Genomic DNA, 26,490 nt, shown 5'->3' with positions numbered 1-26,490 from the left:
CGGAGACTGACGGCATGACCTCCGCAGACCTTGCCCCCGTCCCCGCGGTCGAGCTGCCCGGCGGCACGATGCCCCTGCTCGGCCTCGGCACCTGGCAGTCCGAGGGCGACGACGCCTACCGCGCCGTGCGCCACGCGCTCGACGTGGGCTACCGGCACGTCGACACCGCGACGGGCTACGGCAACGAGGCGCAGGTGGGGCGCGCGCTCGCCGACTCGTCCGTCGACCGCGCCGACGTGTTCGTCACGACCAAGCTCCCGCCGGACGCCGCGGGCCGCGAGCGCGAGACGCTCGAGGCGTCGCTGCGCGACCTCGGCACGGACCACGTCGACCTGTGGCTCATCCACTGGCCGCCGGCGGGCGAGGCGTCGCCGTGGGTGTGGGAGCGGTTCGTCGAGCTGCGCGACGAGGGCAAGGTGCGTTCGATCGGGGTGAGCAACTACTCCGTCGAGCAGGTCGACGTGCTGTCCGAGCAGGTCGGCGAGACGCCCGCCGTCGACCAGATCCCGTGGAGCCCGGCCGACTACGACCACCGGGTCGTGCACGAGCTCGCGCAGCGCGGCGTCGTGCTCGAGGGGTACAGCCCGTTCAAGCGCACCGACCTCGACGCGCCGGTCCTCGCCGAGGTCGCGGCCGCGCACGGCGTCACCCCCGCGCAGGTCGTGCTGCGCTGGCACCTCGACCACGGGTTCGTGGTCATCCCGAAGTCCGTGACGCCGGAGCGGATCGAGGCGAACTTCCGGGTGACCGGGTTCTCCCTCACCGCCGACGAGCTCGCGGCGGTCGACGCCCTCGGGCACCGCCGGGGCGCGTGAGGGGCGAGCGACCGCGCCGGGGGTAGCGTGACCCTCGGTGCCGCACACCCCCGCGGCACCGAGGAGAACCTCGAACCGGAGGAACCGTGACGACGACGTCCGTGCCGCCCGCCACCACGAGCGACGGCCCCACCCCGACCGACAGCACCGATCTCCCCCGCGGCACACGCCGCTCCCCCGACGCCGGGACCCCGGCGTCCGCGCTCGACACCGCGCACGCGCAGCTCGCCGGCGCGGTCCGCTTCCTCGGCTACGACGACGGCCTGCACGAGATGCTCGCGACCCCGCGCCGCGAGGTGAACGTGGCCGTGCCGCTGCGGCGCGACGACGGCCGCACCGTCCTGTTCCACGGCTACCGCGTGCAGCACAACGTCTCGCGCGGTCCGGGCAAGGGCGGCCTGCGGTACGCGCCGAGCGTCGACATCGACGAGGTCCGCGCGCTCGCCATGTGGATGACGTGGAAGTGCGCCCTCGTGGACCTGCCGTACGGCGGCGCGAAGGGCGGCGTCGCGATCGACCCGCGCTCCTACTCCGACGCGGAGCTCGAGCGCGTCACGCGACGCTACACGTCGGAGATCATGCCGGTCATCGGGCCCGAGCGGGACATCATGGCGCCCGACATGGGCACGAGCGAGCGGACCATGGCCTGGGTCATGGACACCTACTCCGTCAACCAGGGCTACACGATCCCAGCGGTCGTGACGGGCAAGCCCATCACCGTGGGCGGGTCGCTCGGTCGCACGACGGCGACGAGCGCGGGGGTCGTGCACGTCACCGCCGCGGCGCTCGAGGAGGCGGGCGTGCCGCTGTCCGACGTGCGCGTCGCCGTCCAGGGCTTCGGCAAGGTCGGGTCGCACGCGGCCGCGATCTTCGCCGCCCGCGGCGCGCGCGTCGTGGCGGTCTCCGACCAGTACGGCGGGGTGCACGCCCCGGACGGGCTCGACGTGCGGGCGCTGGTCGAGCACGTCGCCGCGACGGGGAGCGTCGTGGGCTTCGACCGGGCCGACCCGGTGGACAACGACGCGCTGCTCGCGCTCGACGTCGACGTGCTCGTCCCGGCCGCGGTCGAGGGCGTGCTCGACGGCGACACCGCCCGGACCGTGCGCGCGCGCTGGGTCGTCGAGGGCGCCAACGGCCCGACGACCGCCGAGGGCGACCGCGTGCTCGCGAAGAACGGCGTGACCGTGGTGCCGGACGTGCTCGCGAACGCGGGCGGCGTCGTCGTCTCCTACTTCGAGTGGGTCCAGGCGAACCAGGCGTACTGGTGGACCGCGGACGAGATCGGCGACAAGCTCGAGCACCGCATGCTCCACGCCTACGAGGAGGTCGCGGGTCTCGCGCGCCGCGAGGACCTCAGCCTGCGCGACGCGGCGCTCGTCATCGGCGTCCAGCGCGTAGCAGAGGCCCACCAGATCCGAGGCCTCTACCCCTGACGGACCAGACTCGGCCCCGCCGAGCACGGGGTCCGCGACCGTCCTGGGCTCGATCCGGTCGCGGAGCCCGTGCTCGGCGGGTGATCAGGGGCGTGGCCGGCGGGTTGTCGCCAGGAGCGCCGACAGGAGGGCGATCGCGGATGCTGCGACGGCGGCCCAGGCGACGGTGTGGTTGACCAGCTCGCCCTGGAACCGGCCGACGGCGATCCACGCGAGGCCCCACGACATCGCGAGGCCGATGCCGAGCACGACCGCGCGACGCCCGGCGGCGAACACGGCCCACGCGACCGAGAGGGCGGCGGCCGCCGCGACGAGCACGACCGACCAGACCGTCGCGCCGAGGCCGAGCTCGCCGACGCCCGCGTCGGTGAGCGCCGCGGCGACGTTCGCGAGCGTCGCGACGCTCACCCAGCCGGTGTACAGGCCCATCGTCCCGTCGAGCACGACGGCCTGCGCCGTCGACTCGGGGCGACGGCGCACGAGCCGCACGACGACCACCGCGTTGACGGCGAGCAGCGCCGCGATGACGACGACGCTCAGCGGCACCCACCCGGCCTGCACGACGCCGATCCACGCGGCGTTGAGGACCATGGACACCAGGACCCACCACGCGGTCGCGCGCAGGCGCGGGCTCGTCGCGTGCCGCGGCAGCACCTGGTAGACGGCGAACGCGAAGAGGCCGAGGTAGATCACCGACCAGATGCGGAACGCCGGGTTGTCGGGCGCGACGGGCGTCGCGGTCGAGGAAAGCGCTCCCCCGGCGGTCTGCTCGACGGACGTGCCGCCGAAGGCGCCCGCGCCGTACGCGGCGGCCCCGGCCGCGACGAGCGACCCGACGAGGACGACGACCTGGCGGACCCGGTCGGAGGGAGCGGGGGCGCGGACGCTTCCCGCGGGGACGGCGGCTGCGGTGGTCATACGTCCAGCCTTACATCACTCAGCATGCTGAGCATCCCGGGAGCACCGCCGCTCCCCGCCGAGAACGACGCTGCTCGCCGCCGAGCACGACCCTGCTCCCCGCCGAGAGCGACTCTGGTGTCGGTATCGCGGGGATACCGACACCAGAGTCGTTCTCGGCCGCAGACCCGGGCTTGCCGGGCGGGCGGGAGCGAGGGTGGGGGGTCAGGCCAGGGGCTGGCGGTCCGCCCAGTCGGCGAGGGTGGTGCGCGGGCCCGTGAAGAACGGGACCTCCTCGCGCACGTGGCGGCGCGCCTCGGTCGCGCGCAGCTCGCGCATGAGGTCGACGATGCGGTGCAGCTCGTCGGCCTCGAACGCGAGGATCCACTCGTAGTCGCCGAGCGCGAACGACGCGACCGTGTTGGCCCGCACGTCCGGGTAGTCCTTCGCCGCGAGGCCGTGGTCGCGCAGCATGGTGCGGCGCTCGGCGTCGGGCAGGAGGTACCAGTCGTACGAGCGCACGAACGGGTAGACCGACAGGTAGTCGCGCGGCTCCTCGCCCGCGAGGAACGCGGGCACGTGCCCCCGGTTGAACTCCGCCGGACGGTGCAGCGCCACGTTCGACCACACGGGCTCGAGGTGCGCGCCCAGGCCGCTCGCGCGCAGGTGCTGGTAGGCACGCTGCACCGACTCGACCGTCGGGCCGTGCCACCACACCATGAGGTCGGCGTCCGAGCGCAGGCCCGCGACGTCGTACCAGCCGCGCACGACGAGGTCGCCGTCCGTCGCGGACGGGTCGTCACCGCCGCCGACGGCGGCCAGCGCGTCGGCCACGAGGCCCGCGCGCTCGTCCGCGTCGGCGGGCAGGGGCGCCGCCGTCGCGAAGACGGACCACATCGCGTAGCGGATGGTGGTGTTGATCTGCTCGTGGTCCGCGGGTACGCGCGCGGCGTCGTTCATCGGGGTTCCTCTCGGGTCCGTGCGGGGGTGTCCGCCGGGGTTCAGCTGTGGATGTCCGTGCTGCACAGCGCCGGGACGCCGCTCGGCTCGCCGTCGCGGCGCAGGCAGCAGCCCGGCGCGCACACCGAGCGGAACGCGGGCAGCGCACCGACCGTGGCCTGCTCGACGTCCTCGCCGCGTGCGAGCGCCGCGCGCTCGACGAGCAGGTCCACGAGGCCGCGCACGAACGGCTCGCGCGTGCTCACGGTGCCTGCGCGGACGGCGGTCATCCCGAGCCCCGTCGCGGTCTCCATCGCCTCGGTGTCGAGGTCGTACGCGACCTCCATGTGGTCGGAGACGAAGCCGATCGGCGAGAGGACGACGTCGCGGACGCCGTCCTGCGCGAGGGCCTCCAGGTGGTCGTTCACGTCGGGCTCGAGCCACGGCTGGCTCGGCGGGCCGGAGCGCGAGCAGTACGCGAGGTCCCACGCGACGTCGTGGCCCAGGCGCGCCGAGACCTCCGCGGCGATGACGCGCGCGAGGTCGAGGTGCTGCTCGGAGTACGTCGCGAACGAGATGCGCGACGCCGCCTCCATCGTGTCCGGGATGGAGTGCGTGACGAACACGAGCCGCGCGGCAGCGCCGTCGCCGCCCTTGTCCGCGAGCGCCGCGTAGCCGTCGAGCACCGCGTCGACGTTCGCCTGCGCGAAGCCCGGGTGGTTGAAGTAGGAGCGCACCTTGTCGAACTGCACGCCCGTGGAGCCGTCGGGGCCGAGCTGGCCGCGCCCGTCGAGCACGACCGCGAGGTCCTCGCGGTACTGGCGGCAGCCCGAGTACGACGAGTACGCGGACGTCACGAGCGCGACGGCGTTCTTCGCGCCCAGCGCCTCGAGCTCGTCGATCGCGTCGGTCGTGTACGGCTCCCAGTTGCGGTTGCCCCACACGACGGGCAGCTCGACGCCGCGGCGCGCGAGCTCGGCCTCGATCGCCGCCTTGAGCGCGAGGTTCTGCTCGTTGATGGGGCTCTTGCCGCCGAAGCCGTAGTAGTGCTCGCCGACCTCCTCGAGGCGCGAGTCCGGGATGCCCTTGCCCGCGGTGACGTTGCGCAGGAACGGCACGACGTCCTCGGGCTTGTTGGGCCCGCCGAACGAGTACAGCAGCAGCGCGTCGTACGGGCGCAGGTCGGGCGCAGGGCCGGGGTCGACGGCGCTCGCGGGGTTGGCGGCGGGCTCGGCGGCCCGGCCCGTGTCGGCAGTGACGTCCTGGGGGGAGAACGGGGGCATGCTCCCGATCATGGCACCCGCTCCTGAGCCCGCTCGTCCGGAAGCGGGCACCTCGGACGTGACATTGACGGGACAGAGTGTCACCTCGTCCCTCGCGACGACGGTCGCGCCCTAGACTCGGGCCGCTCGTCCCTCGGGCCGCGCCGCGGGCACCGACGCCCGCGCACGAGCCGCCCGAGCCGACCACGTGGAGGTGGAGCCGTGCTGCTCCCGGAGATCACCGAGCGCGTGCCGCTCACGCGCCCCGACGGCCGCCTCGACCGCCGGGCCGTCGGCTGGGCCCGCCGGCCCCTCGTCGGCACCGACGCGATCGGGCGGCGCGGCGCGGGCGGCCCGCGCCGGTTCGGCCGGAACAAGCGCTGGGAGTACTGGGGCGTCACCACCCCGACGCACGTCCTCGCCCTCACCGTCTCCTCGATCGACTACGCCGCGGTGCACGAGGTCTGGGTCCTGGACCGGGAGTCGGGCCGGACGTGGGGTGCCGGCGCGACCGTGGTGCCGGCGCGCGGCGTCGAGCTCCCCGGCACGCTGGGCGACGGCCCGGCGCGCGCCCGGGCGAGGAACCTCGCGATCGACCTCGACGAGGTCGACGGCGGCACGCGCCTGCGGGCGCGCACGCGCGACGTCTCGTTCGACGTCGTCGCCACGCTGCCGCCGGGTCACGAGCGGCTCGCGGTGGTGGTCCCGTGGAGCGACACGCGGTTCCAGTACACGGTCAAGGACGTGGCCCGCCCGGCGCACGGGACGCTGTGGATCGACGGCCGGACGGTCGACGTGCCGGCCGGGTCGTCGTGGGCCGTGCTCGACCACGGGCGCGGCCGCTGGCCGTACGACGTCCGGTGGAACTGGGGCGCGGGCTCGGGCGAGAGCCACGGCCGGGTCGTCGGGATCCAGGTGGGCGGCCGCTGGACGGTCGGCACGGGCTCGACCGAGAACGCGGTCCTCGTCGACGGGCGCCTCCACCACCTCCCCGACGAGCTCGTGTGGGACTACGACCTCGCCGACCCGGACCGGCCGTGGCGCGTCAGCGGCGGCGGCCTCGACGCGACGTTCGTGCCCTTCCACACGAAGGTCACGCGCACGCACCTCGGGGTCGTCTCGTCGTCGACCGACCAGTGCTTCGGGCACTGGTCGGGCACGTTCACGCCGCCGGCCGCGCCGGGTGCGGGCGGCACCCCGCCCGCGCCGGTGCGGTTCGACGGGCTCGTCGGCTGGGCCGAGGAGGTCCACAACCGCTGGTGACCGCCCCGCACCCCGGCCCGGCTTGCCAGTCCCCCGCCCCTGCCTAGCGTGGGGAGCGTCCCGACGGCACCGACGCCGTCGGGCGTGCCCCGCGACGACGGCGACCCCGTCCGCGGCGGCCGTGCCGGCACCGCAGCCGGCGCCGGTGGGAAAGGGGAGTCTCATGCAGGCACGACGAGGACGGTTCAGCGCGGGGACGACGGGGGTCGCGGCCGCCGCGGCGCTCGTGATGCTCCTGCCGCTCGGCGGCGGAGGCGAGCGCGGCGACGACCGGGGCGGCGACCGCGGCGGCGGCCAGGGCCACGGGAACGACCGCGCCCGCAACGTCATCTTCATCCAGGGCGACGGGCTCGGGCTCTCGCACCGCGAGCTCATCCGGCTCGCGACGGTCGGCAAGGACGGGCAGCTCGCGATGGACTCGCTCGAGCACGCCGGGTGGACCACGACGGACTCTGCCGACCCCGAGGAGGCCGTCACGGACTCCGCGGCGGGCGCCACGGCGTTCGCATCCGGGGTCCGGACGTACAACGGGGCGGTGGGCGTCGACGTCGACGGCAACCCGGTCCCGACGCTCCTCGAGGCGGCCCGGGACGCGGGCAAGGCCACCGGGCTCGTCACGACGGCGCAGGTCACCGACGCGACGCCCGCGGCGTTCGGCGCGCACGTGCCTGACCGCGGCGACCAGAGCGAGATCGCGCGCCAGCTCCTGGAGGGCTCGCGGCCCGACGTCGTCCTCGGCGGCGGCGAGGACTGGTGGTACCCGGCGGGCGACCCCGGCGCGTGGGAGGACAACCCCGCCAAGGACCCGACCGAGCAGAGCAAGGGCACGAAGGGGAACCTGGTCGAGCGCGCGCAGGACCTCGGCTACGCGTACGTGAGCGACGCCGAGGGCCTCGCGGACGCGCGCGGGCGCAGGCTGCTCGGCCTGTTCGCGAACGAGGAGATGTTCGAGCAGCGCAACGAGGGCGAGGGCGACCTGTACGAGCCGGAGGTGCCGCTCGTCGACATGACGGCCAAGGCGCTCGACGTGCTGTCGCGCGACCGCGACGGGTTCTTCCTGCTCGTCGAGGAGGAGGGCGTGGACGAGTTCGCGCACCGCTCCAACGCGACGCGCACGATCCAGGCCGGGCAGGCGCTCGACGAGACCGTCGCGCTGGCGCTCGACTTCCAGGAGCGGAACCGGGACACGCTCGTGCTCGTCGTGGGCGACCACGCGACGGGCGGGCTCGCCATCGAGAACGTCGACCCCGAGGACGAGGGCGGCGAGGGCGCGACGGCCGAGGACGGCCCGTTCGACCTCGCGGGCTCCGACCTGCAGCTCACGGTCGACTGGACGACGGGCGGCCACACGGGCGAGGCGACGCCCATCACCGCACAGGGCCCGGGCGCCGCACGCCTCGCGGGCGCGCAGCGCAACACCGACGTCCACGACGCCGTCCTGCGCGCGATGCAGCCCCGCGGTCGCGGCTGAGCCCCGGGGAGCCGCCCGGCCCCGCGCCGCCGACCACGGGCCTGGCGCCGCCGACCACGGCCCTGGCGCCGCCGAGCACGGGGTCGGCGACCGGATCGAGACGATTCCGGTCGCCGACCCCGTGTTCGACGGAGAGGTTGGGCGGAGAAGGGGGGTGCGGAGAGGGGGTGGGGGGCCGAGCGCTGGGGTCAGCCCTTGACCGCTCCTCCGAGGCCGGCGCCCTGGAGGAACATGCGCTGGAAGGCGAGGAACAGGCCGACGGGGATGAGGGTCGAGATCGCGAGCGCGGCGAGGAAGACGCCGAGGTCGGTCGACGCCTCGATGGACGGCAGGCGCACGGACAGCGGCTGGATCGCCGGGTCCTTGAGCACGAGCAGCGGCCAGAGGAAGTCCTTCCAGGCCGCGATGACCGCGAACACCGAGACGACGCCGACGATCGGGCGCGACATCGGCAGCACGACCGACCAGAACAGCCGGTACGGCCCGGCGCCGTCCATGCGCGCGGCCTCGAACACCTCGCGAGGGAGGCTGTCGAAGAACCGCTGGACGAGCAGCACGTTGAACGCGCTCGCGCCTGCGGGCAGCCACACGGCCCAGAAGCTGTTGATGAGCGAGCGCCCCAGCAGCGGCGGGTCGAGGATCGTCAGGTACAGCGGGACGAGCAGGACGATCGCGGGCACGAACATCGTCGACAGCACGAGCGCCTGCACGACCTTCCCGTACCGCGGGCGCAGCACGGACAGCGCGTAGCCGCCCGTCGTCGCGACGAGGATCTGCGACGCCCACGACCCGACCGCGAGCCAGATCGTGTTGAGGAAGTACCGGCTGACCTGGACGTCGTTCCACGCCTTGTCGAGGTTGTCCCACGCGATGCCGTTCGGGAAGACGGCCATCGGCGTGCGGAGGATGTCCTGCGTCGGGGTGACGGCGTACTTCGCGAGCAGCAGCATCGGGCCGAGGCCCGCGACGACGAGGACCACGAGCAGCAAGACGTGGGTCGTGCCCATCCCCCACCGCACGGACGGGCGGCGCCAGTCCGCCTCGGAGAGCGCGCCGCGGTCCTCGACGCCGTCGAGCGCCTTGCGGCGGCGCGCGCGCAGCCGTCGGCGGTCCGCCTCACGACGGGTGCGGCTCGCCTCCGCGGCGCGGCGAGCGGTGCCCGCCGGGTCGTCGGCGGCGTCCGTCGCCGCTGCGGAATCCTGCGAGACGACGCCGATCTCGCTCGGGTTGTCGGTGGGCGAGAGGGTCATGACGTGCTCCAGGACCGGGTGAGCCGGAAGTAGAGGACCGAGAAGACGGCGAGGACGGCGGCGAGCATGATCGACAGCGCGGTCGCGGCCCCGTAGTCGCCGCCCAGGCTGTTCTGGAAGGCGTAGCGGTAGATGAGCAGCAGGATCGTCAGGGTCGCGTTGTTCGGCCCGCCGCCGGTGAAGAGGTAGGGCTCGAGGAAGACCTGCGCCGTGCCGATCACCTGGAGGATCAGGGTGATGAAGAGGACGCCGCGCAGCGCGGGCAGCGTGACGTGCCAGATCTTGCGCCACAGCCCGGCGCCGTCGACCTCGGACGCGTCGTAGAGCTCGGGCGGCACGCTCGTGAGCGCCGCGAGGTAGATGATGATCGTCCCGCCCGCGCCGGCCCACGTGGCCGCGAGCACGAGCGAGGGCATCGCGGTCGAGGCGTCCTGGAGCCACGGGTACGGGCCGAGCCCGACCCAGCCGAGGATCGTGTTGAACACGCCCGTCGGGCTGCCGTTGTAGAAGAACTTCCACAGCAGCACCGCGACGACCGGCGGCACGACGACCGGCAGGTACGCGAGCGCGGAGTACAGCCCGCGCGCCCGGCGGACCTCGCGCATGAGCACCGCGGCGACGAGCGGGATCGGGTAGCCGAACAGCAGCGCGAGGAACGCGAAGTAGAGCGTGTTCTTCACGGCCTTGCCCAGGAGCGGGTCGCTGAGCACCTGGCGGAAGTTGTCGAGCCCGACGAACGTCGGGTCGCTCACGAGGTTCGTCTCCTGGAAGCTCATGATCACCGCGCGCACGATCGGGAACCACGAGAAGACGCCGAAGACGAGGATCAGCGGGAGCAGGAACACGAGGTTGCTCAGGCCGCCGCCGCGGAACCACGTCACGGGGCTGCGGCGTCGGCCGCCGCGGTCGGCCCGCGCGTGCGAGGCGGGTCCCCGTCGCGGCGGGGCGGTGGTGGCGGTCACGGGCGGACGTCCTTCGGTGCGGTGGGAGGTGCCCGACGACGCGAGGTGCGTCGCGCCGTCGGGCACCGGCGGGGTACGGGTCGGCCGGCGGGGGGGCGCCGCCGGCCGACCCGGGTCTGCGAGCCGGGACGCGCGGACGGTGCCCGCCCGCCCCGACGGGCGTCAGCCCTGGTCGAGCAGGGCCTGCGCCTCGGTGTTCGCCTGCTCCAGCAGCGCGTCCACGTCGGCGTTCTCGTCGGTGAGGACGGCCTGGACGACGGGGTCGAGCAGGGCGTAGATCTCCTGCGTCTTCTGCGACGGCTCACCCACGAGCGGCAGGTCGAACATCGTGTCCGTGTAGCTCGTCATCTGGTCGAGCGGGACGTTGATGTAGTCCTTGATCCACTCCTGGTTCTGCTGGTACTGCTCCGGGGAGAACATCGGCAGGACCGGGGTGCCGACGGGCTGGTCGTTCGCGACGAGCGTCTCGGCGTCGGCGACGGCGCGCTTCTCGTCGACGAGCTTGCCGAGGTAGAAGAAGTCGATCCACTTGATCGCGGCCTCCTTCTTCGTCTCGTCCACGTCCGCCGGCATCGCGGCGAGCGTGCCGCCGGTGAGGACGCCCGCGTCGTCGCCCTCGAGCGGGAGCGCCGCGAGGCCGTAGGTGGCGGGGTCGATCGCGTTCGTCTGGACGAGCGACGTGAAGACGTCCGAGCCCGACGTGTACATGGCGACCTGGCCCGCGGCGAACGCCTGGTTCATGGTCCCCCAGTCGAGGAGGAAGTTGCTCCCGAGGGAGTTGTCCTCCCAGCGCATGGCCTGGAGCCACTCGAGCGCTTCCTTGGTGCCGTCGTTCGTGAGCGTCGAGGTGGCGGTGCCGTCGTCGGCGACCTCCTGCGTCCGACCGCCGCGCGCGAACGTGTTGACCGTGAGCTGCCAGCCGCCCGTGTTGTTCTGCGACATCTGCATGTAGCCCGCGACGCCCGGGTTGGCGTCCGCGATCTTCTTCGCGTCCTCGCGGACCTCGTCCCACGTGGTCGGCGGCTGGTCGGGGTCGAGCCCGGCGGACTCGAACAGCTCCCGGTTGTAGTGCAGGCCCACGCCGTACACGTTCTTCGCGGGGATCGCGTAGACGTGGCCGTTGGAGCCCGTCCCGGCCTCGAGGATCGCCGGGTTGAACTTGTCGGCGTACGGCAGGGTCCGGAACTGCTCGTCGAGATCGGCGAGCTGGCCGTTCTCGACGAGCGTCTTGGCGTCGGTGAAGGGGATCTCGAAGACGTCGGGCAGCGTGCCGCCGGCGAGCTGCGGGGCGAACGTCGTCGCCTTCCACTCGTACTCCTCCGGCTGCACGTCGATGTCCGGGTTCGCGGCCTCGAACTCCTCGACCTGCGCGTTGAAGGCGTCGATCGCCTCCTGCTCGGAGCCCGGCAGGAGGGACACCACCTTGAGGGTGACCTTCCCGTCGCCGCCCGAGCCGCTGCTCTCGTCGTCGCTGCCCGAGCCGCCGCTCGAGCACGCGGCGAGCGTGCTGAACGCGAGCGCCCCCGCGAGGGTGAGGGCGGTCGCCTGACGTGTGGACTTCATCGTCGCTCCTGGGTTCCGGTGGTGCTGGGTGGGTTACGGGGTGCTGGGTAGCGGGTGCGGGTCGTGGGGCCGGGGCCCCGCGGCCCGGGTTCTCGTGGCGGTCGCCGCGGTCAGGCCCGGAGCCAGACGGCGGTGTCGGTGGGCAGCCGCGCCGCGCCCGGCGCGTCGCTCGCGCGGGACACGCTCCCGGGCGCGTCGCTGCGCAGGAGGACCTCGGCGTCCGCGGGGAGCGGGACGTCGTCGGGCCCGAGGTTGACGACGCACGCGACCGCGCGGCCGTCGCCGTCGCGGGGCGCCTCGCGGACGAAGGCGAGCACGTCGTCGCCGAGCACGACCCCGCCGAGGGAGTCGAGCCAGCGGAACCCGCCGGCCCGGAGCGCGGGCTCGGCCCGGCGGGTCGCGAGGACGCGCCGGTAGAGCGTGAGCACCGAGGTCTCGTCACCGGTCTGCGCCTCGACGGAGAGCTCGCCCCAGCCGCGCGGCTGGGGCAGCCACGGCTGCGCCCCGCCGTCGGGCCCGAAGCCGTGGCTCGTGCCGCCGCGCGTCCACGGGAGCGGGACGCGGCAGCCGTCGCGGCCCGGGTCGACGCCGCCGGACCGCGCGTGCATCGGGTCCTGGATCGCGTCGAGCGGGAGGTCCTCCACCTCGGGCAGCCCGAGCTCGTCGCCCTGGTAGAGGTACAGCGAGCCCGGCAGCGCGGCGGAGAGCAGCGCGGCCGCGCGGGCCCGACGCCGCCCGGTCGCCAGGTCCGTCGGCGTGCCGAACCGCTTGGTGGCGAACGCGAACGAGCTGTCCTCGCGCCCGTAGCGCGTCACGGGTCGGGTCACGTCGTGGTTGGACAGGACCCAGGTCGCGGGGGCGGCGACCGGCGCGTGCGCGTCGAGCGTGGTCTGGACCGACTCGCGCAGCGCCTTCGCGTCCCACGGGCGGGCCATGAAGTCGAAGTTGAACGCCGTGTGCATCTCGTCCGGGCGCAGGTACCGGGCGAACCGCTCCCGGTCCGCGAGCCAGACCTCGCCCACGAGCACGCGCGGCTCGTCGTACGCGTCGGCGACGGCGCGCCAGCCGCGGTAGATGTCGTGCAGCTCGTCGCGGTCGACGTGCGGGTGCTCGCCGGGGCCGGGGTGGTCCGGGATCTCGGGCAGGGCCGGGTCCTTGACGAGCTGCGCCGCCGAGTCGATGCGGATGCCCGCGGCGCCGCGGTCGAACCAGAACCGCAGGATGTCCTCGTGCTCGCGGCGCACGTCGGGGTGGTCCCAGTTGAGGTCGGGCTGCTCGGGCGCGAACACGTGGAGGTACCACTCGCCGGGCGTACCGTCGGGGTTCGTCGTGCGCGTCCACGTGCCGCCCTGGAACTCCGAGACCCAGTGGGTCGGTACCTGCGACCCGTCCTCGCCCCGGCCCGGGTGGAACCAGAAGCGCTCGCGCTCGGGCGAGCCGGGGCCGGCCGCGAGGGCCGCGCGGAACCACTCGTGCTCGGACGAGACGTGGTTCGGGACGACGTCGACGATCGTGCGGATGCCGAGCGCGCGGGCCTCCGCGATGAGCTGCTCGGCCTCGGCGAGCGTGCCGAACTGCGGGTCGATCGCGCGGTAGTCGGCGACGTCGTAGCCGCCGTCCGCGAGCGGGGACACGTACCAGGGGGTGAACCAGATCGCGTCGACGCCGAGGTCGCGCAGGTAGCCGAGGCGCTGGCGCACGCCTGCGAGGTCACCGGTCCCGTCGCCGTTCCCGTCCGCGAAGCTGCGCACGTACACCTGGTAGATCACGGCGCTGCGCCACCAGTCGGGCGACGAGGCCGCCGGCCGTGCCGCCGCCGCGGGGGCCGCGTCGGGGGTGGGCGCGCCGTCGGCGGCTCGGGGGTGGTCGTTGCTCACCGCGTCCTCTTCCGTGAGTGCGTGGCCGGTGGTCGGGGCGGTCGCCCCGTCGGTCGGCGCACGGCGTTCGATGCAGTCCGGGATGGTCCCGGGATGGTCCCGGGACGGCCGTCGTGCACCGGGTGCCGACCGCGCCGTCGGGCATGACAGTAACTAGTCGACATCATCCGCGCAAGAACCTGACAGCAGCGTTATCGAAACGCTATCTCGGCGTGTCCAGACCGCGACGTCTTCGGCCGGAGGTGGGAGCGGCTCCCGCCGCAGGGCAGACGACGAGGGCCCCGGCCCGGCGCGCACGAGGCGGCCGGGCCGGGGCCCAGGAGGAAGAGGGTGCGGTCAGGCGACCGTCGCGTCACGACCCGTCGTGCGTGCGGCGGCCGTCGAGCCGCGCACGACGAGCTCCGGCTCGAAGAGCAGCTCGTCGCGGGAGACGTCGGCGCCCGCGATCATGCCGGCGAGCAGGTCGACGGCCGCGCGACCCATCGGCTCGATGGGCTGGCGCACGGTCGTCAGCGCGGGGTCCGTCGAGTTCATGAGGTTCGAGTCGTCGTAGCCGACGACGGAGACGTCGGCGGGCACGTCGAGCCCCGCGCGGCGGACGGCGCGGACCGCGCCCAGCGCGAGGGGGTCGCTCGCGCACACGATCGCCGTCGCGCCGGCCTCGAGGAGCCGGTTCGCGGCGGCCTGACCGCTCTCGAGCGAGTACTGGCTGTGCACGACGAGCGCCGGGTCCAGCGCGTGGCCGTGCCGCTCGGCGAAGGCCTGCGCGGCAGCGAGCTTGCGCTCGGACGGTACGTGGTCGGCCGGGCCGAGGAGCAGGCCGACCCTCTCGTGGCCGAGGGACAGCACGTGGCCGAGCGCCTGGTTCATCGCGACGAGGTCGTCGCACGAGACGCGCGGGAAGTCGAGGTCCTCGACGGACGCGTTCATCAGCACGACGGGCAGGCCGAGCTTCTCGAGCCGGCGGAAGTGCGCGTGGTCGGCCTGGCGCTCGGCGTAGAAGCCGCCCGCGAAGATCACGCCCGACACGTGCTGCCCCAGGAGCAGGTCGATGTACTCGGCCTCCGTCACGCCGCCCGCCGTGCGCGTGCACAGCACCGGGGTGAACCCCTGCTGCGCGAGCGCGCCCCCGATGACCTCGGCGAACGCCGGGAAGATCGGGTTGACGAGCTCCGGGAGCACGAGCCCCACGAGCCGGCCGCGCTCCCCGCGCAGCTTGGTGGGCCGCTCGTAGCCGAGCACGTCGAGCGCCGTGAGCACCGCGTCCCGCGTGGCCTGCGAGACGCCGGGCTTCCCGTTGAGCACGCGGCTCACGGTGGCCTCGCTGACACCGACCTTGGTGGCGACCTCCGCCAGACGTCTCGACATGCCTTCGACTATACGTCCGGCCGCAAGCGGCTTGCGTGATCCTCCCGGCCGCGAACGCACGCTTGCGGCAGCGCTGTCCCACTCGTCCACAGCCGGGTAGGAACGCCCCCGCGGGCCCGCTAGGCTCGTTCGGTGTCCTTCCAAAAGGTGCCCACCTCGTCCACGGCGGACCCCGCCGGGATCCTCCCCGCCCCGGTGACGCTCGAGCCCGGCGCCGGGACGACCGTCGTCGCGGACGGGACGACCGTCGTCGCGGACCCCGCCCTGCACCCGGCGGCGCGCTGGTGGCGGCGCGTCACCGAGGACGCGTTCGGCCTGGACCTCGTGCCCGCCCCGGCGGGCACCGCGCCGGCCGACGGCACCCCGCCCGTGGTCTTCGCGGTCGACGACGACCTCCCGCCGTCGGGCTACCGCCTCGTCGTCGGCGACGACGGCGTCCGGGTCGGTGCGGCCGACCTCGACGGCGCGCACGCCGCGGCCCAGACCCTGCGCCAGCTCGCCGGCCCCGCCGCGTTCCGCCGCGCCCCCGCCGTGACGGGCGCGGGCGGTCGCGCGACGCTCGCGCTCCCCCACGTCGCGGTCACCGACCACCCGCGGTTCGCGTGGCGTGGCGTGCTGCTCGACGTCGCGCGCCACTTCCTGCCGAAGGCCGACGTCTTGCGGTTCGTCGACCTCGCCGCCGCGCACCGGCTCAACGTGCTCCAGCTCCACCTCACGGACGACCAGGGGTGGCGCGTCGAGATCGCGCGCTACCCCCGGCTCACCGAGGTGGGCGCGTGGCGGCGCGAGTCCGGGCTCGGCACCTGGCGCGCCGGCGTCGCCGACGGCCGTCCGCACGGCGGCTTCTACACGCAGGACGACCTGCGCGAGATCGTCGCGTACGCGCGCGAGCGCGGCGTCACCGTGGTCCCGGAGATCGACGCGCCGGGGCACGTGGAGGCCGCCGTCGCCGCGTACCCGGAGCTCGGCACGCGCAAGCGGCCGCACGAGGTCCGCACCACGTGGGGCGTGAGCACCGAGGTGCTCGACCCGTCGGAGGAGTCGCTGACGTTCTTCCGGCACGTGCTCGACGAGGTGCTGGAGATCTTCGACGCGCCGTTCGTCGCGATCGGCGGCGACGAGGTGCCCACCACGCTGTGGCGCGAGAACCCCGCGATCGTCGCGCGCGCGCAGGCGCTCGGGCTCGACGACGTCGGCGGGCTGCACGGCTGGTTCCTCGCGCGGCTCGCCGAGCACGTCGCGTCCCGCGGTCGGCGGGCGGTCGTGTGGGACGAGGCGTTCGGCCCCGCGCTCCCGCGCGACGTGGTCGTGACGTCGTGGCGCGGCTGGGCCGTGGGCGCGGACGCGCTCGCGGCGGGCCACGACGTCGTCATGGCGCCCGAGCAGGTCGTGTACCTCGACCACCGCGGCGGCGACACCCCGGACGAGCCCGTGCCGGTCGGGTTCCTCACCACGCTCGACGACGTGTACGCGTTCGAGCCCCTGCCGGCCGAGCTCGCGGGTGCCGCGGACGGCACGGCGGCCGGTCCCGCCACCGCTCCCGCGCCGGGCGCGCTGCTCGGCGGGCAGGCGGAGCTCTGGTCCGAGCACCTCGACTCCGCGCGCCGCGTCGACTACGCCGCGTTCCCGCGCCTCGCGGCGTTCGCCGAGGTCATGTGGTCGCCCGAGGCCGACCGCTCCCCCGGGTCCCCCGCGGCGCGCGCGTTCCGCGAGCGCCTCGTCGCGCACCACCTGCCGCGCCTCGACGCGGGCGGCGTGGAGTACCGGCCGCTCGACGGGCCGCACCCGTGGCAGACCCGGCCCGGGGTCGCGGGCTGGCCGCGCGACCGCGCCGAGGAGCTCGCCGCGGGCGGCCTGCGCGGCGTCGGCGGCTGGGTCGAGGGTCGCGACGAGGACGCGGGCGGCCCGGCATGAGCGCCCTCGTGGTGCGCGGGGCGCGCCTCGTCGAGCCCGACGGCGGCCCCTCCGCCCCCGTCGACGTCACCGTGCGCGCGGGCCGGGTCGAGGGTGTCGCGCCCGCGGCCGGGACCGCTCCGGCGGACGCCGACGTGCTGGACGCGGACGGCCGCCTCCTGCTGCCCGGGTTCGTCGACGCGCACGTGCACGGGGAGGCCGCCGTGCTCGACGACGACGTGCAGCTCGCGATGCTGCGCCAGGGCGTGACGAGCGTCGTCGTCGGGCAGGACGGGGTGTCCTACGCACCCTCGCCGCGCCCGGGCGCCGACGGCGGGCCCGCGGCGTCGGGCCTGCGCGACGCCGCCGCGTGGGCGAGCGGGTACTTCGCGGCGATCAACGGCGAGCACCCGACGTTCCGGGGTGGGTCCGTCGCCGACCTCCTCGCCACGTACGACGGCACGACCCGCGTCAACGTGGGCTACCTCGCCCCGCACGGCACGATCCGCTACGCGGTGCTCGGCGCCGCCGCGCGCCCCGCGACGCCCGCCGAGACGGACCGGATGCTCGCGCTGCTCGCCTCGGCGCTCGACGACGGCGCGCTCGGCCTGTCGACCGGCTTGGAGTACGTCCCCGCGACGTACGCCGACGAGGCCGAGCTCGTCGCGCTCGCGCGCGTGCTCGCGGCCCGCGGCGTGCCGCACGTGTCGCACATGCGCGGCTACGAGGACCGGGCCGGCCCGGCGTTCGCGGAGCTCGTGCGCGTCGCACGCGCGTCCGGGGTCGCGACCCACGTCTCGCACTACCACGGCCCGGCCGCGGAGCTGCTGAGGTACGTCGACGACGCGCACGCCGCGGGCCTGGACGTCACGTTCGACTCGTACCCGTACCTGCGCGGCTGCTCGATCCTGTCGATGGTGTCGCTGCCGACGTGGCTCCCCATCGCGGACGTCGACGCGACCGTCGCGGCGCTCGCCGACCCCGCGGTGCTCGAGCGCCTGCACCGCGAGCACTTCCCGCACCTGGCCGACCTGTGGCCGCGCGTGACGATGGCCGCGGTCCCGACCGGCCCCGCCGCCGGGGCCGCGCCGGGCTCGGTCGAGGACCTGTCGTGGACCGAGGGCATGACGTTGCCCGACGTCGCCGCGCGCCTGGGGCTGTCCCCCGCCGAGACCGCGGTGCGGCTGCTCGTCGCGACGCGGCTGCGCGCGTCGTGCGTCTTCGCCCAGCCGCCCACGAACTCCCCGGAGTCCGTCCGCGCCCTGCTGCGCCACCGGGCGCACGTCGGCGGGTCCGACGCGATCTACGCGCCGGTCGGGGGCGGCGGCCGCCCCCACCCGCGTGGCTGGGGCGCGTTCGCGCGCTTCCTCGCCGAGCACGTGCGTACGCTCGGGGACTGGACGTGGCACGACGCCGTCACGCACCTGTCCGCGCGGCCCGCCGCGCGCTTCGGGCTCGCCGGGCGCGGTGCGGTCGTCCCGGGGGCGGTCGCGGACCTCGCGCTCGTCGACCCCGACCGCGTGCGCGACGAGGCGACGTACGAGGACCCGCGCCGACCGGCGTCGGGCGTGGACGACGTGCTCGTCGCGGGCGTGCGCGTCCTGCGCGACGGCGCGCTCACCGACGCGCTCCCGGGCCGCCCGCTGCGTCCGGGCGCACCGGCGGCGTGACCCGCGCCCTGCCCCCGTCCAGCACGAGAGCCCCGTCCCCGAGGAGGACCCCATGACCGGCACGACGCACGACGCCGCGCGGCCCGCACCCGACCGCCCCTGGGCGCGCGACGTCGTCGGGCCCCGGACCAAGGGCCTGCGGCTCCCGGCCGGGACCACCGTCGCGGACGTGCTCGCGGGCTCGCCGCGCGTCACCGACGGCGCGTTCTCCTGGCCGCTGCTCACGCTCGACGACGCGGCGCTCGACCACAACGTCGGCACCGTCGCGCGCGTGTGCGCCGAGCGCGGGGTCGAGCACGCGCCGCACGTGAAGACGACGATGTCGCGCGCGCTCTACGCGCGCCAGGCCGCGGCCGGGGCGTGGGGCGCGACGGTCGCGACGCCGTCCCAGCTGCGTACGGTGCGCGACTGGGGCGTGCCGCGCGTGCTGCTCGCCAACGAGCTGCTCGACCCGCGCGAGATCGCGTGGCTGCGCGACGACCTGGCGCGCGCCGAGGCCGTGGGCGGCGACGACGAGGTGTGGCTGTGCGTCGACTCGCCGCACGGGGTCGACCTGCTCGCCCGCGGGTTCGCCGACGCCCCGGCCGGCGTCCGCGCGCGCCTCGGCGTGCTCGTCGAGCTCGGCGTCCCCGGCGGGCGCACCGGCGTCCGCAGCACCGCCGCGGCGCTCGACCTCGCGCGCGCGGTCCGCGCGTCGGGCCTACGCCTGCTCGGCGCGACGGGGTACGAGGGCTCGGTCGCGGGCGGCACGACCGACGACGAGCTCGCCGCCGTCGGCGCCTGGTGCGACGGGCTGCGCGCGCTCGGCGCCGCGTTCGTGCGCGAAGGTCTCGCGGGCGTCGACGAGCCGCTCGTGCTGTCGGCGGGCGGCAGCTCGTTCCTCGACGTCGTGCTCGCCGGGCTGCCCGGCCCCGTCCCCGGCCCGGACGGCCGCGAGGTCGAGGTCCGCGTCGTCGTGCGCTCGGGCGCGTACGTGACGCACGACCACGGCTTCTACTCGCGCACCGACCCGTGGAGCCGCATCCCCGGCGCGGAGCCGCTGCGCGCCGCCGGGACCGTCTGGGGCCAGGTGCTCTCCGTCCCGGAGCCCGGGCTCGCGGTCTGCGGCATCGGCCGGCGCGACGTCTCGTTCGACATCGACCTGCCCGTCGCGCTCTGGCTGCGCTCGCAGTCCGACGACGGCTGGCTCGCCCCGCGCGAGCTCGCCGGCACCCGTGTCACCGCGCTCAACGACCAGCACCTCTACCTCGCGCTGGACGCGGACGAGGCCGGGGCCGGGCAGGTCGGCGGCCCCGCCACCGCCCAGGTCCGCCCGGGCGACGTCGTCGGCTTCGGCATCTCCCACCCCTGCACGACGTTCGACCGGTGGCGCGTCGCCGCCGTCGTGCGGGGCGACGAGGTCGTGGACCTCGCGACGATCGACCTCTGACCCAGCGCTGACCCACCCCGAACCCGCACGACACCCGGACACCCCGAGAGGACCCCGCATGACCACCGAGAAGACCGCGATCTCCACCCCCGACGCCCCGGCCCCCGCGCACACGTTCCACCAGGGCGTGCGCAAGGGACCGTTCGTCCAGGTCTCGGGCCAGGGGCCCGTCGACCCGGCGACGAACGAGTACCTCTACCCCGGCGACGTCGCCGCGCAGACCACGCGCACGCTCGAGAACGTGCGCGCGATCGTCGAGGCGTCCGGCGCCACGTTCGACGACGTCGTCATGCTCCGCGTGTACCTCACGAAGCGCGAGGACTTCCCGATCATGAACGACGCCTACGGCGCGTTCGTCGCGCAGCACACCACGAAGGGCGTGCTCCCCAGCCGCACCACGGTGTTCACGGGTCTGCCGCGCGAGGAGATGCTCGTCGAGATCGACGCGTTCGCGATCACCGACTGACGCGCCACTCAGCCTGCCTCGCCGCGCTCCGCGCCGGGTCCCGCGCCGCCGCGTGGGACCCGGCGCGTAGCGTCCCGGGCGGGAGGTGACCGATGCTCGCGACGATCGCGGTGGAGGGCTACCGCTCGCTGCGGAGCCTCGTGCTGCCGCTCGGGCGGCTCACGGTCGTGACCGGGGCGAACGGGACGGGCAAGTCGAGCCTGTACCGCGCGCTGCGCCTGCTGTCCGGGTGCGCGCTCGGCGGCGCCGTCGGCGCGGTGGCCCGCGAGGGCGGCCTGCGGTCGACGCTCTGGGCCGGGCCCGAGCAGGGCGGTCGGGCGGCGCGCGGTGGCGCGGTGCAGGGCACGCGACGGTCGGCGCCCGTCGCGCTGCGCCTCGGCTTCGCAGGGGCCACCCCGGACGACCTCGGCTACGCGGTGGACCTCGGCCTGCCGCAGCACCCGGGCTCGGCGTTCGCCCTCGACCCGGAGATCAAGGTCGAGACCGTCTGGTCGGGGCCCGTCCCGCGGCCCGCGACGCTCCAGGTCGAGCGGCGCGGACCGGCCGTCCGCGTGCGCGACGACGCGGGCCGCTGGCAGTCCTCACCCGCGCGCCTGCGCCCCTTCGACAGCGTGCTCACCGAGCTCGTCGACCCGGTGGGCGCGCCGGAGGTCGTCGCGGTGCGCGAGCGCCTGCGGTCGTGGCGCTTCTACGACCAGCTGCGCACCGACGCCGACGCCCCGGCGCGCTCGCCGCAGCTCGGCACCCGCACGCCCGTCCTCGCGCACGACGGCGCGGACCTCGCCGCGGCGCTGGAGACGGTGCGCGACCTGGGCCGCGGGGACGAGCTCGACGACGCCGTCGCCCGGGCCTTCCCCGGCAGCCGGCTCGCGGTGCACGCCGGCGACGGCAGGTTCGAGGTCGCCTTCCACCAGGACGGGCTGCTCCGGCCGCTCACCGGCGCCGAGCTGAGCGACGGGACGCTGCGCTACCTGTTCCTCGTCGCCGCGCTGCTCTCGCCGCGACCGCCCGAGCTCCTCGTGCTCAACGAGCCGGAGACGAGCCTGCACCCCGACCTCCTGCCCGCGCTCGGCGCGCTCGTGCACGCCGCGGGTCGCGAGACGCAGGTCGTGGTCGTCACGCACGCGCCGCCGCTCGTCGAGGCGCTACGGGACGCGGCCGCGTCGGGCCCGGCGGACCTGCCCGCCGCGGACGAGCTCGTGGAGGTCGAGCTCGTGCGGTCACCGTCCGGCGAGACGACGGTCGCCGGGCGCGAGGGACTCCTCGACCAGCCCGCGTGGGGCTGGCCGAAGCGCTGACGGCGGCACCGTCCCTCGGGAGCCCGCCGAGGGCAGGGGCGGGGGACGCGCCGGTCAGCGCCGCGACGCGACGTGAAGGCTCGTGACGGTCGCGGCGAGGTCGACGAGGCGGGACGCCGTGCGGTCGAGCAGCTCGTCGAGCGCGATGGGGCCGGGCGCGATGCTGAACGCCGCGGCGATCCCGGCCTGGCGCGTCTGATGGGCGGGCAGCAGCACCCGGCCCGCGAGCACGACGACCGGAGGCCGGTGCGGCGCCTGTGCCGCGAGGGCGCCCATCGCGTCGGCGACCTTCCCGTTGACGGACTGCGAGTCGAACGACCCCTCGCCCGTGACGACGAGGTCGGCAGCACGGATGGCAGCGGGCAGCCCGATCGCCTCGGCGACGAGGCGCGCGCCGGGCTCGAGCTCGGCGCCGAGGACGCCGACCATGCCCGCGGGCACGCCGCCCGCGGCGCCCGCGCCCGCGAGCTCCGCCACGTCGACGCCGGTCTCCTGCGCGAGGACTCCCGCCCAGCGCCGCAGCGCGTCGTCGAGGAACGCGACGTCCGCCGGCTGGGCTCCCTTCTGCGGTCCGAACACGTGCGCCGCGCCCCGCTCGCCGTGCAGCGGGTTGGTGACGTCGACCGCGAGGCGCCAGCGGACCTCGCGCGCCCGCGGGTGCAGGCCGGACAGGTCGAGCCGCGCGACCCGCGCGAGGCCCTCCCCGCCGTCGGGAACGGGCGCGCCGTCGGCGTCGAGGAGCCGCGCGCCGAGGCCGGTGAGGATGCCCGCACCGCCGTCGGTGGACGCCGAGCCGCCGAGGCACACGATCACCTCGTCGACCCCCGCGTCGAGCACGGCGGCCGCCGCCGCACCCGTGCCGCGGGTGTGCGCGTGCAGGGGCTGGAGCGCGACGTCGCTCACCTGGGGCAGCCCGCTCGCCTCGGCGAGCTCGACCACGCCGAGGCGGCCGTCGGCCGAGACCCCGTACCGCGCGGTGCGGGGACGGCCGATCGCGTCGACCGTGGAGACCTCGCGGGCCGGGACGCCCCACACGGCGAGCAGGGCCTCGAGCGTGCCCTCGCCGCCGTCGGCCATGGGGAGCTCGACGACCTCCGCGTCGGGGACGACGCTGCGCACGCCCGTCGCGACGGCGCGCGCGACGTCGGCGGCGCTCAGGCTGCCCTTGAACGAGTCGGGCGCGACGACGACGCGCAGCGGGCCGTCGGCGCGGGGCCCGTGGACGGGGTTCGGGATGGTGCTCGGCGTTGAGGACACGCTCGCATCCTAGGCAGGCCGACGCGCGACGGCCCGTAGCGGAAGGGACGGACCGGACGTGTTCCGCGCCACAGCGCCGAGCGTGCGAAGCCGGTGCTGGGGCGCCGAGGTGCCCGCGTCGTCCGTGGGCGCGCGCTCAGGCGCCCGGGGCGCCCGCCGCGCGTCCCGGCGCGGCGTCCGGGATGTCCGGCTGCGCGGCGCGCAGCCGCTCGAGCAGCTCGCCGAGCGTGGCGAGGTCGGTGTCGTCGAGCGCGCCGCCCACGTACGTCGCGATGGCCCGGGCGTGCGCGCGGCCGGTCGCGCGCTGGAGGTCCCGGCCCGCCGGGGTGAGCCGGACGAGCGTGCCCCGCGCGTCGTCCGGCGGGGTCGCCCGCTCGACGAGGCCGCGCGCCGCGAGCCGGTCCACCATGCGGCTCAGCGAGGGCTGGCTGAGCAGGATGTACGCGTTGAGGTCGCGCAGCCGCATCCCGTCCTCGGGGCCCTTCGTCAGCGAGAACAGCACGTCGTACTCGCGCAGGGTCAGGCCGTCCCAGACCGGGTCGGACTGCAGCCGCCGCATGATCGCGACCTGGGCCCGGAAGAGGGACTCCCACGTCTCGACGGCGAGGCGCGCGCTCCCGGGGCCCGGCTCGGGGCCCGCGTCGTCGGCGTGCTGCTGGGTCATGTCGCCCCCGGACGGATCGGTCGATGCATTCGCATCGACCCTACCCGCCGGGTGACCGATCAGCGGCCCAGCCGGCGTTCGCGCTGCGAGTACGCGCGCAGCGCGCGCAGGTAGTCGACGCGACGGAAGTCGGGCCAGTACGCCTCGCAGAAGTAGAACTCCGAGTGCGCGCTCTGCCAGAGCAGGAAGCCGCCGAGGCGCTGCTCGCCCGACGTGCGGATGACGAGCTCCGGGTCCGGCTGGCCCTTGGTGTAGAGGTGCTCCTCGATGTGCTCGACGTCGAGGTTCTCCGCGAGGTCCTGCAGGCGCGCGCCCGCGGCGGCCTGCTCGCGCAGGTACGACCGCACGGCGTCGGCGATCTCGTGGCGCCCCCCGTAGCCGATCGCGACGTTGACCTGGAGGCCGTCGACGGCGGCCGTGCGCTGCTGGGCGTCGCGCAGCGCCGCCGTGAGCCGCTCGGGCAGCAGGTCGAGCCGACCCATGACCCGCAGGCGCCAGCGGCCCGTCTCGGCGAGGTCGCGCACGGCGTCCTCGATGATGTCGAGCAGCGCCGACAGCTCCTCCTGCGACCGCGACAGGTTGTCGGTCGAGAGCATCCACAGCGTGACGACCTCGACGCCGAGGTCCTCGCTCCAGCCCAGGAACTCCGTGATCTTGTCGGCACCCCGGCGGTGCCCGGTCGCCGTGGACTCCCCGAACGAGCGCGCCCACCGCCGGTTGCCGTCGAGGATGACCCCCACGTGGCGCGGGACGCTCTCGCGCGAGAGGGTCGCCGCGAGGCGACGCTCGTAGAGTCCGTAGACGGGGCGGGGCAGGCGCACGCTGGTTCCTCGGCGATGGGCGGACGGGGACGCCCGGCGGGCGCGCCCCGGTGCGGGGCGCTCGGGCCGAACCCGCACACGCTACCGCTCGTCCGTGCCCGGTCCGGCGGGCCCGGACCGCTCCGCGCGCCCCTGCCCAGGATCTTCACACCGCGAGGCGGGGACCGGTCGCGAACCTACGTTGGCGTAACTTACGATGGCGTAGGTTGGCGTGGGAGCCCCGCGCCGGCCTCTTCCGTGCCCGGACACACCACCGAGGAGACGTCGTGGACCGACCGACCGACCGCGACCGCACCCCGAGCGCGCCGCCCGCCGACCCGGGCCCGGCGCACGCACCCGGCACCGACGCGCTCGACTCCGTCCGCGAGAACGTGGGCGACGCGGTCGCGAAGGTCGCCGAGGTCGTCAAGCCGCGCCTGCGCGGCTGGATCCACGCGGGGACGTTCCCCCTCGCGCTCGTCGCGAGCATCGTCCTCGTCGTCGTCGCGCCGCCCGTCGCCGGCAAGGTCGCGACCGCGGTCTTCGGCCTCAGCGCGTGCCTGCTGTTCGGCACGAGCGCCGTGTACCACCGCGGCACGTGGTCGCCCCGCGTCGCGGGCGTGCTCCGCCGCGCCGACCACTCGAACATCTTCCTCATCATCGCGGGCACCTACACGCCCCTCGCCGTCCTCCTGCTGCCCCAGCGGACAGCGACGATCCTGCTCGCGATCGTGTGGAGCGGGGCCCTGCTCGGCCTCCTCGCCCGGATCCTGTGGCTCGACGCCCCGCGGTGGGTGTACGTCCCGATCTACGTCGCGCTCGGGTGGGTCGCGGTGGGCTACATGCCGCAGTTCTGGACGACGACGAACGGCCCGGCGATCGTCTGGCTCGTCGCCGTCGGCGGCCTCGCCTACACGCTGGGCGCCGTGGTCTACGGCATCAAGAAGCCCAACCCCAGCCCGCGCTGGTTCGGCTTCCACGAGATCTTCCACGTGCTCACCGTCGTCGGCTACGGGTGCCACTACGCCGCGATCCTCATCGCGGCGCTCGCCGCGCGCTGAGCGCCCGCCGCGGGCGGAGTGCCCACCCGGGCGCCCCGCGCCGGCTCAGTCCTTCGGGACGACGACGTAGCGCCGGTTCGCGAGCGACGGGTTGCGCTCGCGCACCGCGGCCAGCGCGGCCGGGTCGAGGTCCGCGCTGCGCAGCTCCGCGCGCTCGCCGAGCTCCAGCCCCACCTGGCCGTCGGGACCGACGAGCAGGGAGCGCCCGGTCACGCCCCGGCCCGCCTGGCCGACGGCGAGCACGACGGCGGTGTTCTCGATCGCGCGGGCCCGCGCGAGGGTGCGCCACTGGTCCGCCTTGAGCTCGCCCGCCGCCCACGCGGCCGGCACCACCAGCACGTCGGCGCCCGCGTCCACGAGGCGCCGCGCGCTCTCCGGGAAGCGCAGGTCGTAGCAGGTCATCACGCCGAACGTCAGGTCGCCGACGCGCAGCACGAGCGGGGGCGCGGCCGGGTCCCCGGCGTCGAGCCGGTCCGACTCGCGGTGACCGAAGGCGTCGTAGAGGTGCACCTTGCGGTACGTGCCCACGAGGTCGCCCGCGGCGTCCACCGCCACGACGACGTTCACCGCCCGGCCGGGCGCGCTGCCCGGCACGAGGGTCCCCGCCACGACCGCGACACCGTGCTCGCGCGCGAGCCGGCGCAGCGTGCCGACGAACGGCCCGTCCAGCGGCTCCGCGTGCTCCGCGCCGGTGCCGCGCGGGTCGAACGCCGCGGCGTACTCCGGCAGCACGAGCAGGTCGGCGCGCACGCGCGCCGCCTCCCGGAACGCCGCGCCGACGGTCACAAGGTTCGCGGCGTGGTCGGCCGAGACCTCGAGCTGCCCGATCGTGACGCGAGCGCCGGTCGCCAC

Annotated in this window: 22 protein-coding genes; 10 read left to right on the top strand and 12 right to left on the bottom strand. The window is 75.4% G+C overall.

Annotated features, from left to right (window positions below):
• The first annotated feature begins 14 nt into the window (after positions 1–14).
• Positions 15–815: an aldo/keto reductase gene (locus RDI86_RS11195; RefSeq protein WP_076405900.1), complete on the top strand. Its 801-nt coding sequence runs from the start codon at positions 15–17 to the stop codon at positions 813–815.
• A gap of 86 nt (positions 816–901) precedes the next feature.
• Complete coding sequence (locus tag RDI86_RS11190; RefSeq protein ID WP_308821414.1) at positions 902–2,248, top strand: Glu/Leu/Phe/Val dehydrogenase; 1,347 nt, start codon at positions 902–904, stop codon at positions 2,246–2,248.
• Positions 2,249–2,332: 84 nt separating this feature from the next.
• Here RDI86_RS11190 and RDI86_RS11185 read toward each other — a convergent pair whose 3' ends face one another.
• The 3 genes from RDI86_RS11185 to RDI86_RS11175 all read right to left on the bottom strand — a co-directional run bounded on the left by RDI86_RS11185 (position 2,333) and on the right by RDI86_RS11175 (position 5,367).
• Positions 2,333–3,166, bottom strand: coding sequence for a tryptophan-rich sensory protein (locus tag RDI86_RS11185; RefSeq protein WP_308821413.1), 834 nt, complete (start codon positions 3,164–3,166; stop codon positions 2,333–2,335).
• A gap of 204 nt (positions 3,167–3,370) precedes the next feature.
• Positions 3,371–4,105, bottom strand: a complete 735-nt coding sequence (gene hemQ / locus RDI86_RS11180; protein WP_061267467.1) for a hydrogen peroxide-dependent heme synthase — start codon at positions 4,103–4,105, stop codon at positions 3,371–3,373.
• Between the two features lie 41 nt (positions 4,106–4,146).
• Positions 4,147–5,367 (bottom strand): ferrochelatase, encoded by a 1,221-nt coding sequence (locus RDI86_RS11175; RefSeq protein WP_308821412.1) that lies wholly within the window; start codon positions 5,365–5,367, stop codon positions 4,147–4,149.
• A gap of 201 nt (positions 5,368–5,568) precedes the next feature.
• Here RDI86_RS11175 and RDI86_RS11170 point away from each other — a divergent pair, with 201 nt between their 5' ends.
• Together RDI86_RS11170 and RDI86_RS11165 are read left to right on the top strand one after the other, a co-directional pair.
• Positions 5,569–6,609, top strand: coding sequence for a DUF2804 domain-containing protein (locus RDI86_RS11170; protein WP_308821411.1), 1,041 nt, complete (start codon positions 5,569–5,571; stop codon positions 6,607–6,609).
• A 163-nt stretch (positions 6,610–6,772) separates the two neighbouring features.
• On the top strand, positions 6,773–8,080 hold the full coding sequence (locus RDI86_RS11165; RefSeq protein WP_308821410.1) for an alkaline phosphatase: 1,308 nt from the start codon (positions 6,773–6,775) through the stop codon (positions 8,078–8,080).
• Between the two features lie 188 nt (positions 8,081–8,268).
• Here RDI86_RS11165 and RDI86_RS11160 read toward each other — a convergent pair whose 3' ends face one another.
• The 5 genes from RDI86_RS11160 to RDI86_RS11140 form a co-directional block, all read right to left on the bottom strand.
• On the bottom strand, positions 8,269–9,330 hold the full coding sequence (locus RDI86_RS11160) for a carbohydrate ABC transporter permease (RefSeq protein WP_083711930.1): 1,062 nt from the start codon (positions 9,328–9,330) through the stop codon (positions 8,269–8,271).
• Complete coding sequence (locus tag RDI86_RS11155) at positions 9,327–10,292, bottom strand: carbohydrate ABC transporter permease (protein WP_083711959.1); 966 nt, start codon at positions 10,290–10,292, stop codon at positions 9,327–9,329. The genes RDI86_RS11160 and RDI86_RS11155 overlap by 4 nt, the downstream gene beginning before the upstream one ends.
• A gap of 162 nt (positions 10,293–10,454) precedes the next feature.
• A complete protein-coding gene (locus RDI86_RS11150; protein WP_308821409.1) occupies positions 10,455–11,855 on the bottom strand; it encodes an extracellular solute-binding protein in 1,401 nt (466 codons plus the stop codon).
• 110 nt (positions 11,856–11,965) lie between these two features.
• Positions 11,966–13,732, bottom strand: a complete 1,767-nt coding sequence (locus RDI86_RS11145) for a glycoside hydrolase family 13 protein (RefSeq protein WP_374990533.1) — start codon at positions 13,730–13,732, stop codon at positions 11,966–11,968.
• Positions 13,733–14,068: 336 nt separating this feature from the next.
• Complete coding sequence (locus RDI86_RS11140) at positions 14,069–15,100, bottom strand: LacI family DNA-binding transcriptional regulator (protein ID WP_043658239.1); 1,032 nt, start codon at positions 15,098–15,100, stop codon at positions 14,069–14,071.
• A 132-nt stretch (positions 15,101–15,232) separates the two neighbouring features.
• On the opposite strand from RDI86_RS11140, the gene RDI86_RS11135 reads away from it, so the two are divergent.
• The 5 genes from RDI86_RS11135 to RDI86_RS11115 all read left to right on the top strand — a co-directional run bounded on the left by RDI86_RS11135 (position 15,233) and on the right by RDI86_RS11115 (position 21,856).
• Positions 15,233–17,014, top strand: a complete 1,782-nt coding sequence (locus RDI86_RS11135) for a beta-N-acetylhexosaminidase (RefSeq protein ID WP_308821408.1) — start codon at positions 15,233–15,235, stop codon at positions 17,012–17,014.
• Positions 17,011–18,663, top strand: a complete 1,653-nt coding sequence (locus RDI86_RS11130) for an amidohydrolase family protein (protein ID WP_308821407.1) — start codon at positions 17,011–17,013, stop codon at positions 18,661–18,663. The genes RDI86_RS11135 and RDI86_RS11130 overlap by 4 nt, the downstream gene beginning before the upstream one ends.
• 52 nt (positions 18,664–18,715) lie before the next feature.
• Positions 18,716–20,092 (top strand): alanine racemase, encoded by a 1,377-nt coding sequence (locus tag RDI86_RS11125; protein ID WP_308821406.1) that lies wholly within the window; start codon positions 18,716–18,718, stop codon positions 20,090–20,092.
• Between the two features lie 58 nt (positions 20,093–20,150).
• The gene (locus tag RDI86_RS11120) at positions 20,151–20,558 is read left to right on the top strand and encodes a RidA family protein (RefSeq protein ID WP_021483739.1); all 408 of its coding nucleotides are present in this window, start codon (positions 20,151–20,153) and stop codon (positions 20,556–20,558) included.
• Between the two features lie 92 nt (positions 20,559–20,650).
• Positions 20,651–21,856 (top strand): AAA family ATPase, encoded by a 1,206-nt coding sequence (locus tag RDI86_RS11115; RefSeq protein ID WP_168945097.1) that lies wholly within the window; start codon positions 20,651–20,653, stop codon positions 21,854–21,856.
• Positions 21,857–21,910: 54 nt separating this feature from the next.
• Here RDI86_RS11115 and RDI86_RS11110 read toward each other — a convergent pair whose 3' ends face one another.
• The 3 genes from RDI86_RS11110 to RDI86_RS11100 all read right to left on the bottom strand — a co-directional run bounded on the left by RDI86_RS11110 (position 21,911) and on the right by RDI86_RS11100 (position 24,598).
• The gene (locus RDI86_RS11110; protein WP_308821405.1) at positions 21,911–23,113 is read right to left on the bottom strand and encodes a glycerate kinase; all 1,203 of its coding nucleotides are present in this window, start codon (positions 23,111–23,113) and stop codon (positions 21,911–21,913) included.
• A gap of 136 nt (positions 23,114–23,249) precedes the next feature.
• Complete coding sequence (locus RDI86_RS11105) at positions 23,250–23,777, bottom strand: MarR family winged helix-turn-helix transcriptional regulator (protein ID WP_085387488.1); 528 nt, start codon at positions 23,775–23,777, stop codon at positions 23,250–23,252.
• Positions 23,778–23,836: 59 nt separating this feature from the next.
• Positions 23,837–24,598, bottom strand: a complete 762-nt coding sequence (locus RDI86_RS11100) for an isoprenyl transferase (protein WP_043655243.1) — start codon at positions 24,596–24,598, stop codon at positions 23,837–23,839.
• A 266-nt stretch (positions 24,599–24,864) separates the two neighbouring features.
• Here RDI86_RS11100 and RDI86_RS11095 point away from each other — a divergent pair, with 266 nt between their 5' ends.
• A complete protein-coding gene (locus tag RDI86_RS11095; protein WP_083711929.1) occupies positions 24,865–25,638 on the top strand; it encodes a hemolysin III family protein in 774 nt (257 codons plus the stop codon).
• A 45-nt stretch (positions 25,639–25,683) separates the two neighbouring features.
• On the opposite strand, the gene RDI86_RS11090 is transcribed toward RDI86_RS11095, so the two are convergent.
• Positions 25,684–26,490 carry a carbon-nitrogen hydrolase family protein gene (locus RDI86_RS11090; RefSeq protein WP_241005843.1) on the bottom strand — a complete coding sequence of 269 codons (807 nt, stop codon included), beginning with the start codon at positions 26,488–26,490 and terminating at the stop codon, positions 25,684–25,686.

The sequence above is a fragment of the Cellulosimicrobium sp. XJ-DQ-B-000 genome, assembly GCF_031119065.1.
In the GTDB taxonomy this organism is placed as follows: Bacteria; Actinomycetota; Actinomycetes; order Actinomycetales; family Cellulomonadaceae; genus Cellulosimicrobium; species Cellulosimicrobium funkei.
This window is presented reverse-complemented; position numbering and strand designations above follow the sequence as displayed.

What these genes read in the sequence shown, in the direction of transcription:
- RDI86_RS11195 (WP_076405900.1), top strand. Translation starts at nt 15, where the DNA reads ATGACCTCCGCAGACCTTGCCCCCGTCCCCGCGGTCGAGCTGCCCGGC.
- RDI86_RS11185 (WP_308821413.1), bottom strand. Translation starts at nt 3,166, where the DNA reads ATGACCACCGCAGCCGCCGTCCCCGCGGGAAGCGTCCGCGCCCCCGCT.
- hemQ (WP_061267467.1), bottom strand. Translation starts at nt 4,105, where the DNA reads ATGAACGACGCCGCGCGCGTACCCGCGGACCACGAGCAGATCAACACC.
- RDI86_RS11175 (WP_308821412.1), bottom strand. Translation starts at nt 5,367, where the DNA reads ATGCCCCCGTTCTCCCCCCAGGACGTCACTGCCGACACGGGCCGGGCC.
- RDI86_RS11165 (WP_308821410.1), top strand. Translation starts at nt 6,773, where the DNA reads ATGCAGGCACGACGAGGACGGTTCAGCGCGGGGACGACGGGGGTCGCG.
- RDI86_RS11160 (WP_083711930.1), bottom strand. Translation starts at nt 9,330, where the DNA reads ATGACCCTCTCGCCCACCGACAACCCGAGCGAGATCGGCGTCGTCTCG.
- RDI86_RS11150 (WP_308821409.1), bottom strand. Translation starts at nt 11,855, where the DNA reads ATGAAGTCCACACGTCAGGCGACCGCCCTCACCCTCGCGGGGGCGCTC.
- RDI86_RS11140 (WP_043658239.1), bottom strand. Translation starts at nt 15,100, where the DNA reads ATGTCGAGACGTCTGGCGGAGGTCGCCACCAAGGTCGGTGTCAGCGAG.
- RDI86_RS11130 (WP_308821407.1), top strand. Translation starts at nt 17,011, where the DNA reads ATGAGCGCCCTCGTGGTGCGCGGGGCGCGCCTCGTCGAGCCCGACGGC.
- RDI86_RS11125 (WP_308821406.1), top strand. Translation starts at nt 18,716, where the DNA reads ATGACCGGCACGACGCACGACGCCGCGCGGCCCGCACCCGACCGCCCC.
- RDI86_RS11120 (WP_021483739.1), top strand. Translation starts at nt 20,151, where the DNA reads ATGACCACCGAGAAGACCGCGATCTCCACCCCCGACGCCCCGGCCCCC.
- RDI86_RS11115 (WP_168945097.1), top strand. Translation starts at nt 20,651, where the DNA reads ATGCTCGCGACGATCGCGGTGGAGGGCTACCGCTCGCTGCGGAGCCTC.
- RDI86_RS11105 (WP_085387488.1), bottom strand. Translation starts at nt 23,777, where the DNA reads ATGACCCAGCAGCACGCCGACGACGCGGGCCCCGAGCCGGGCCCCGGG.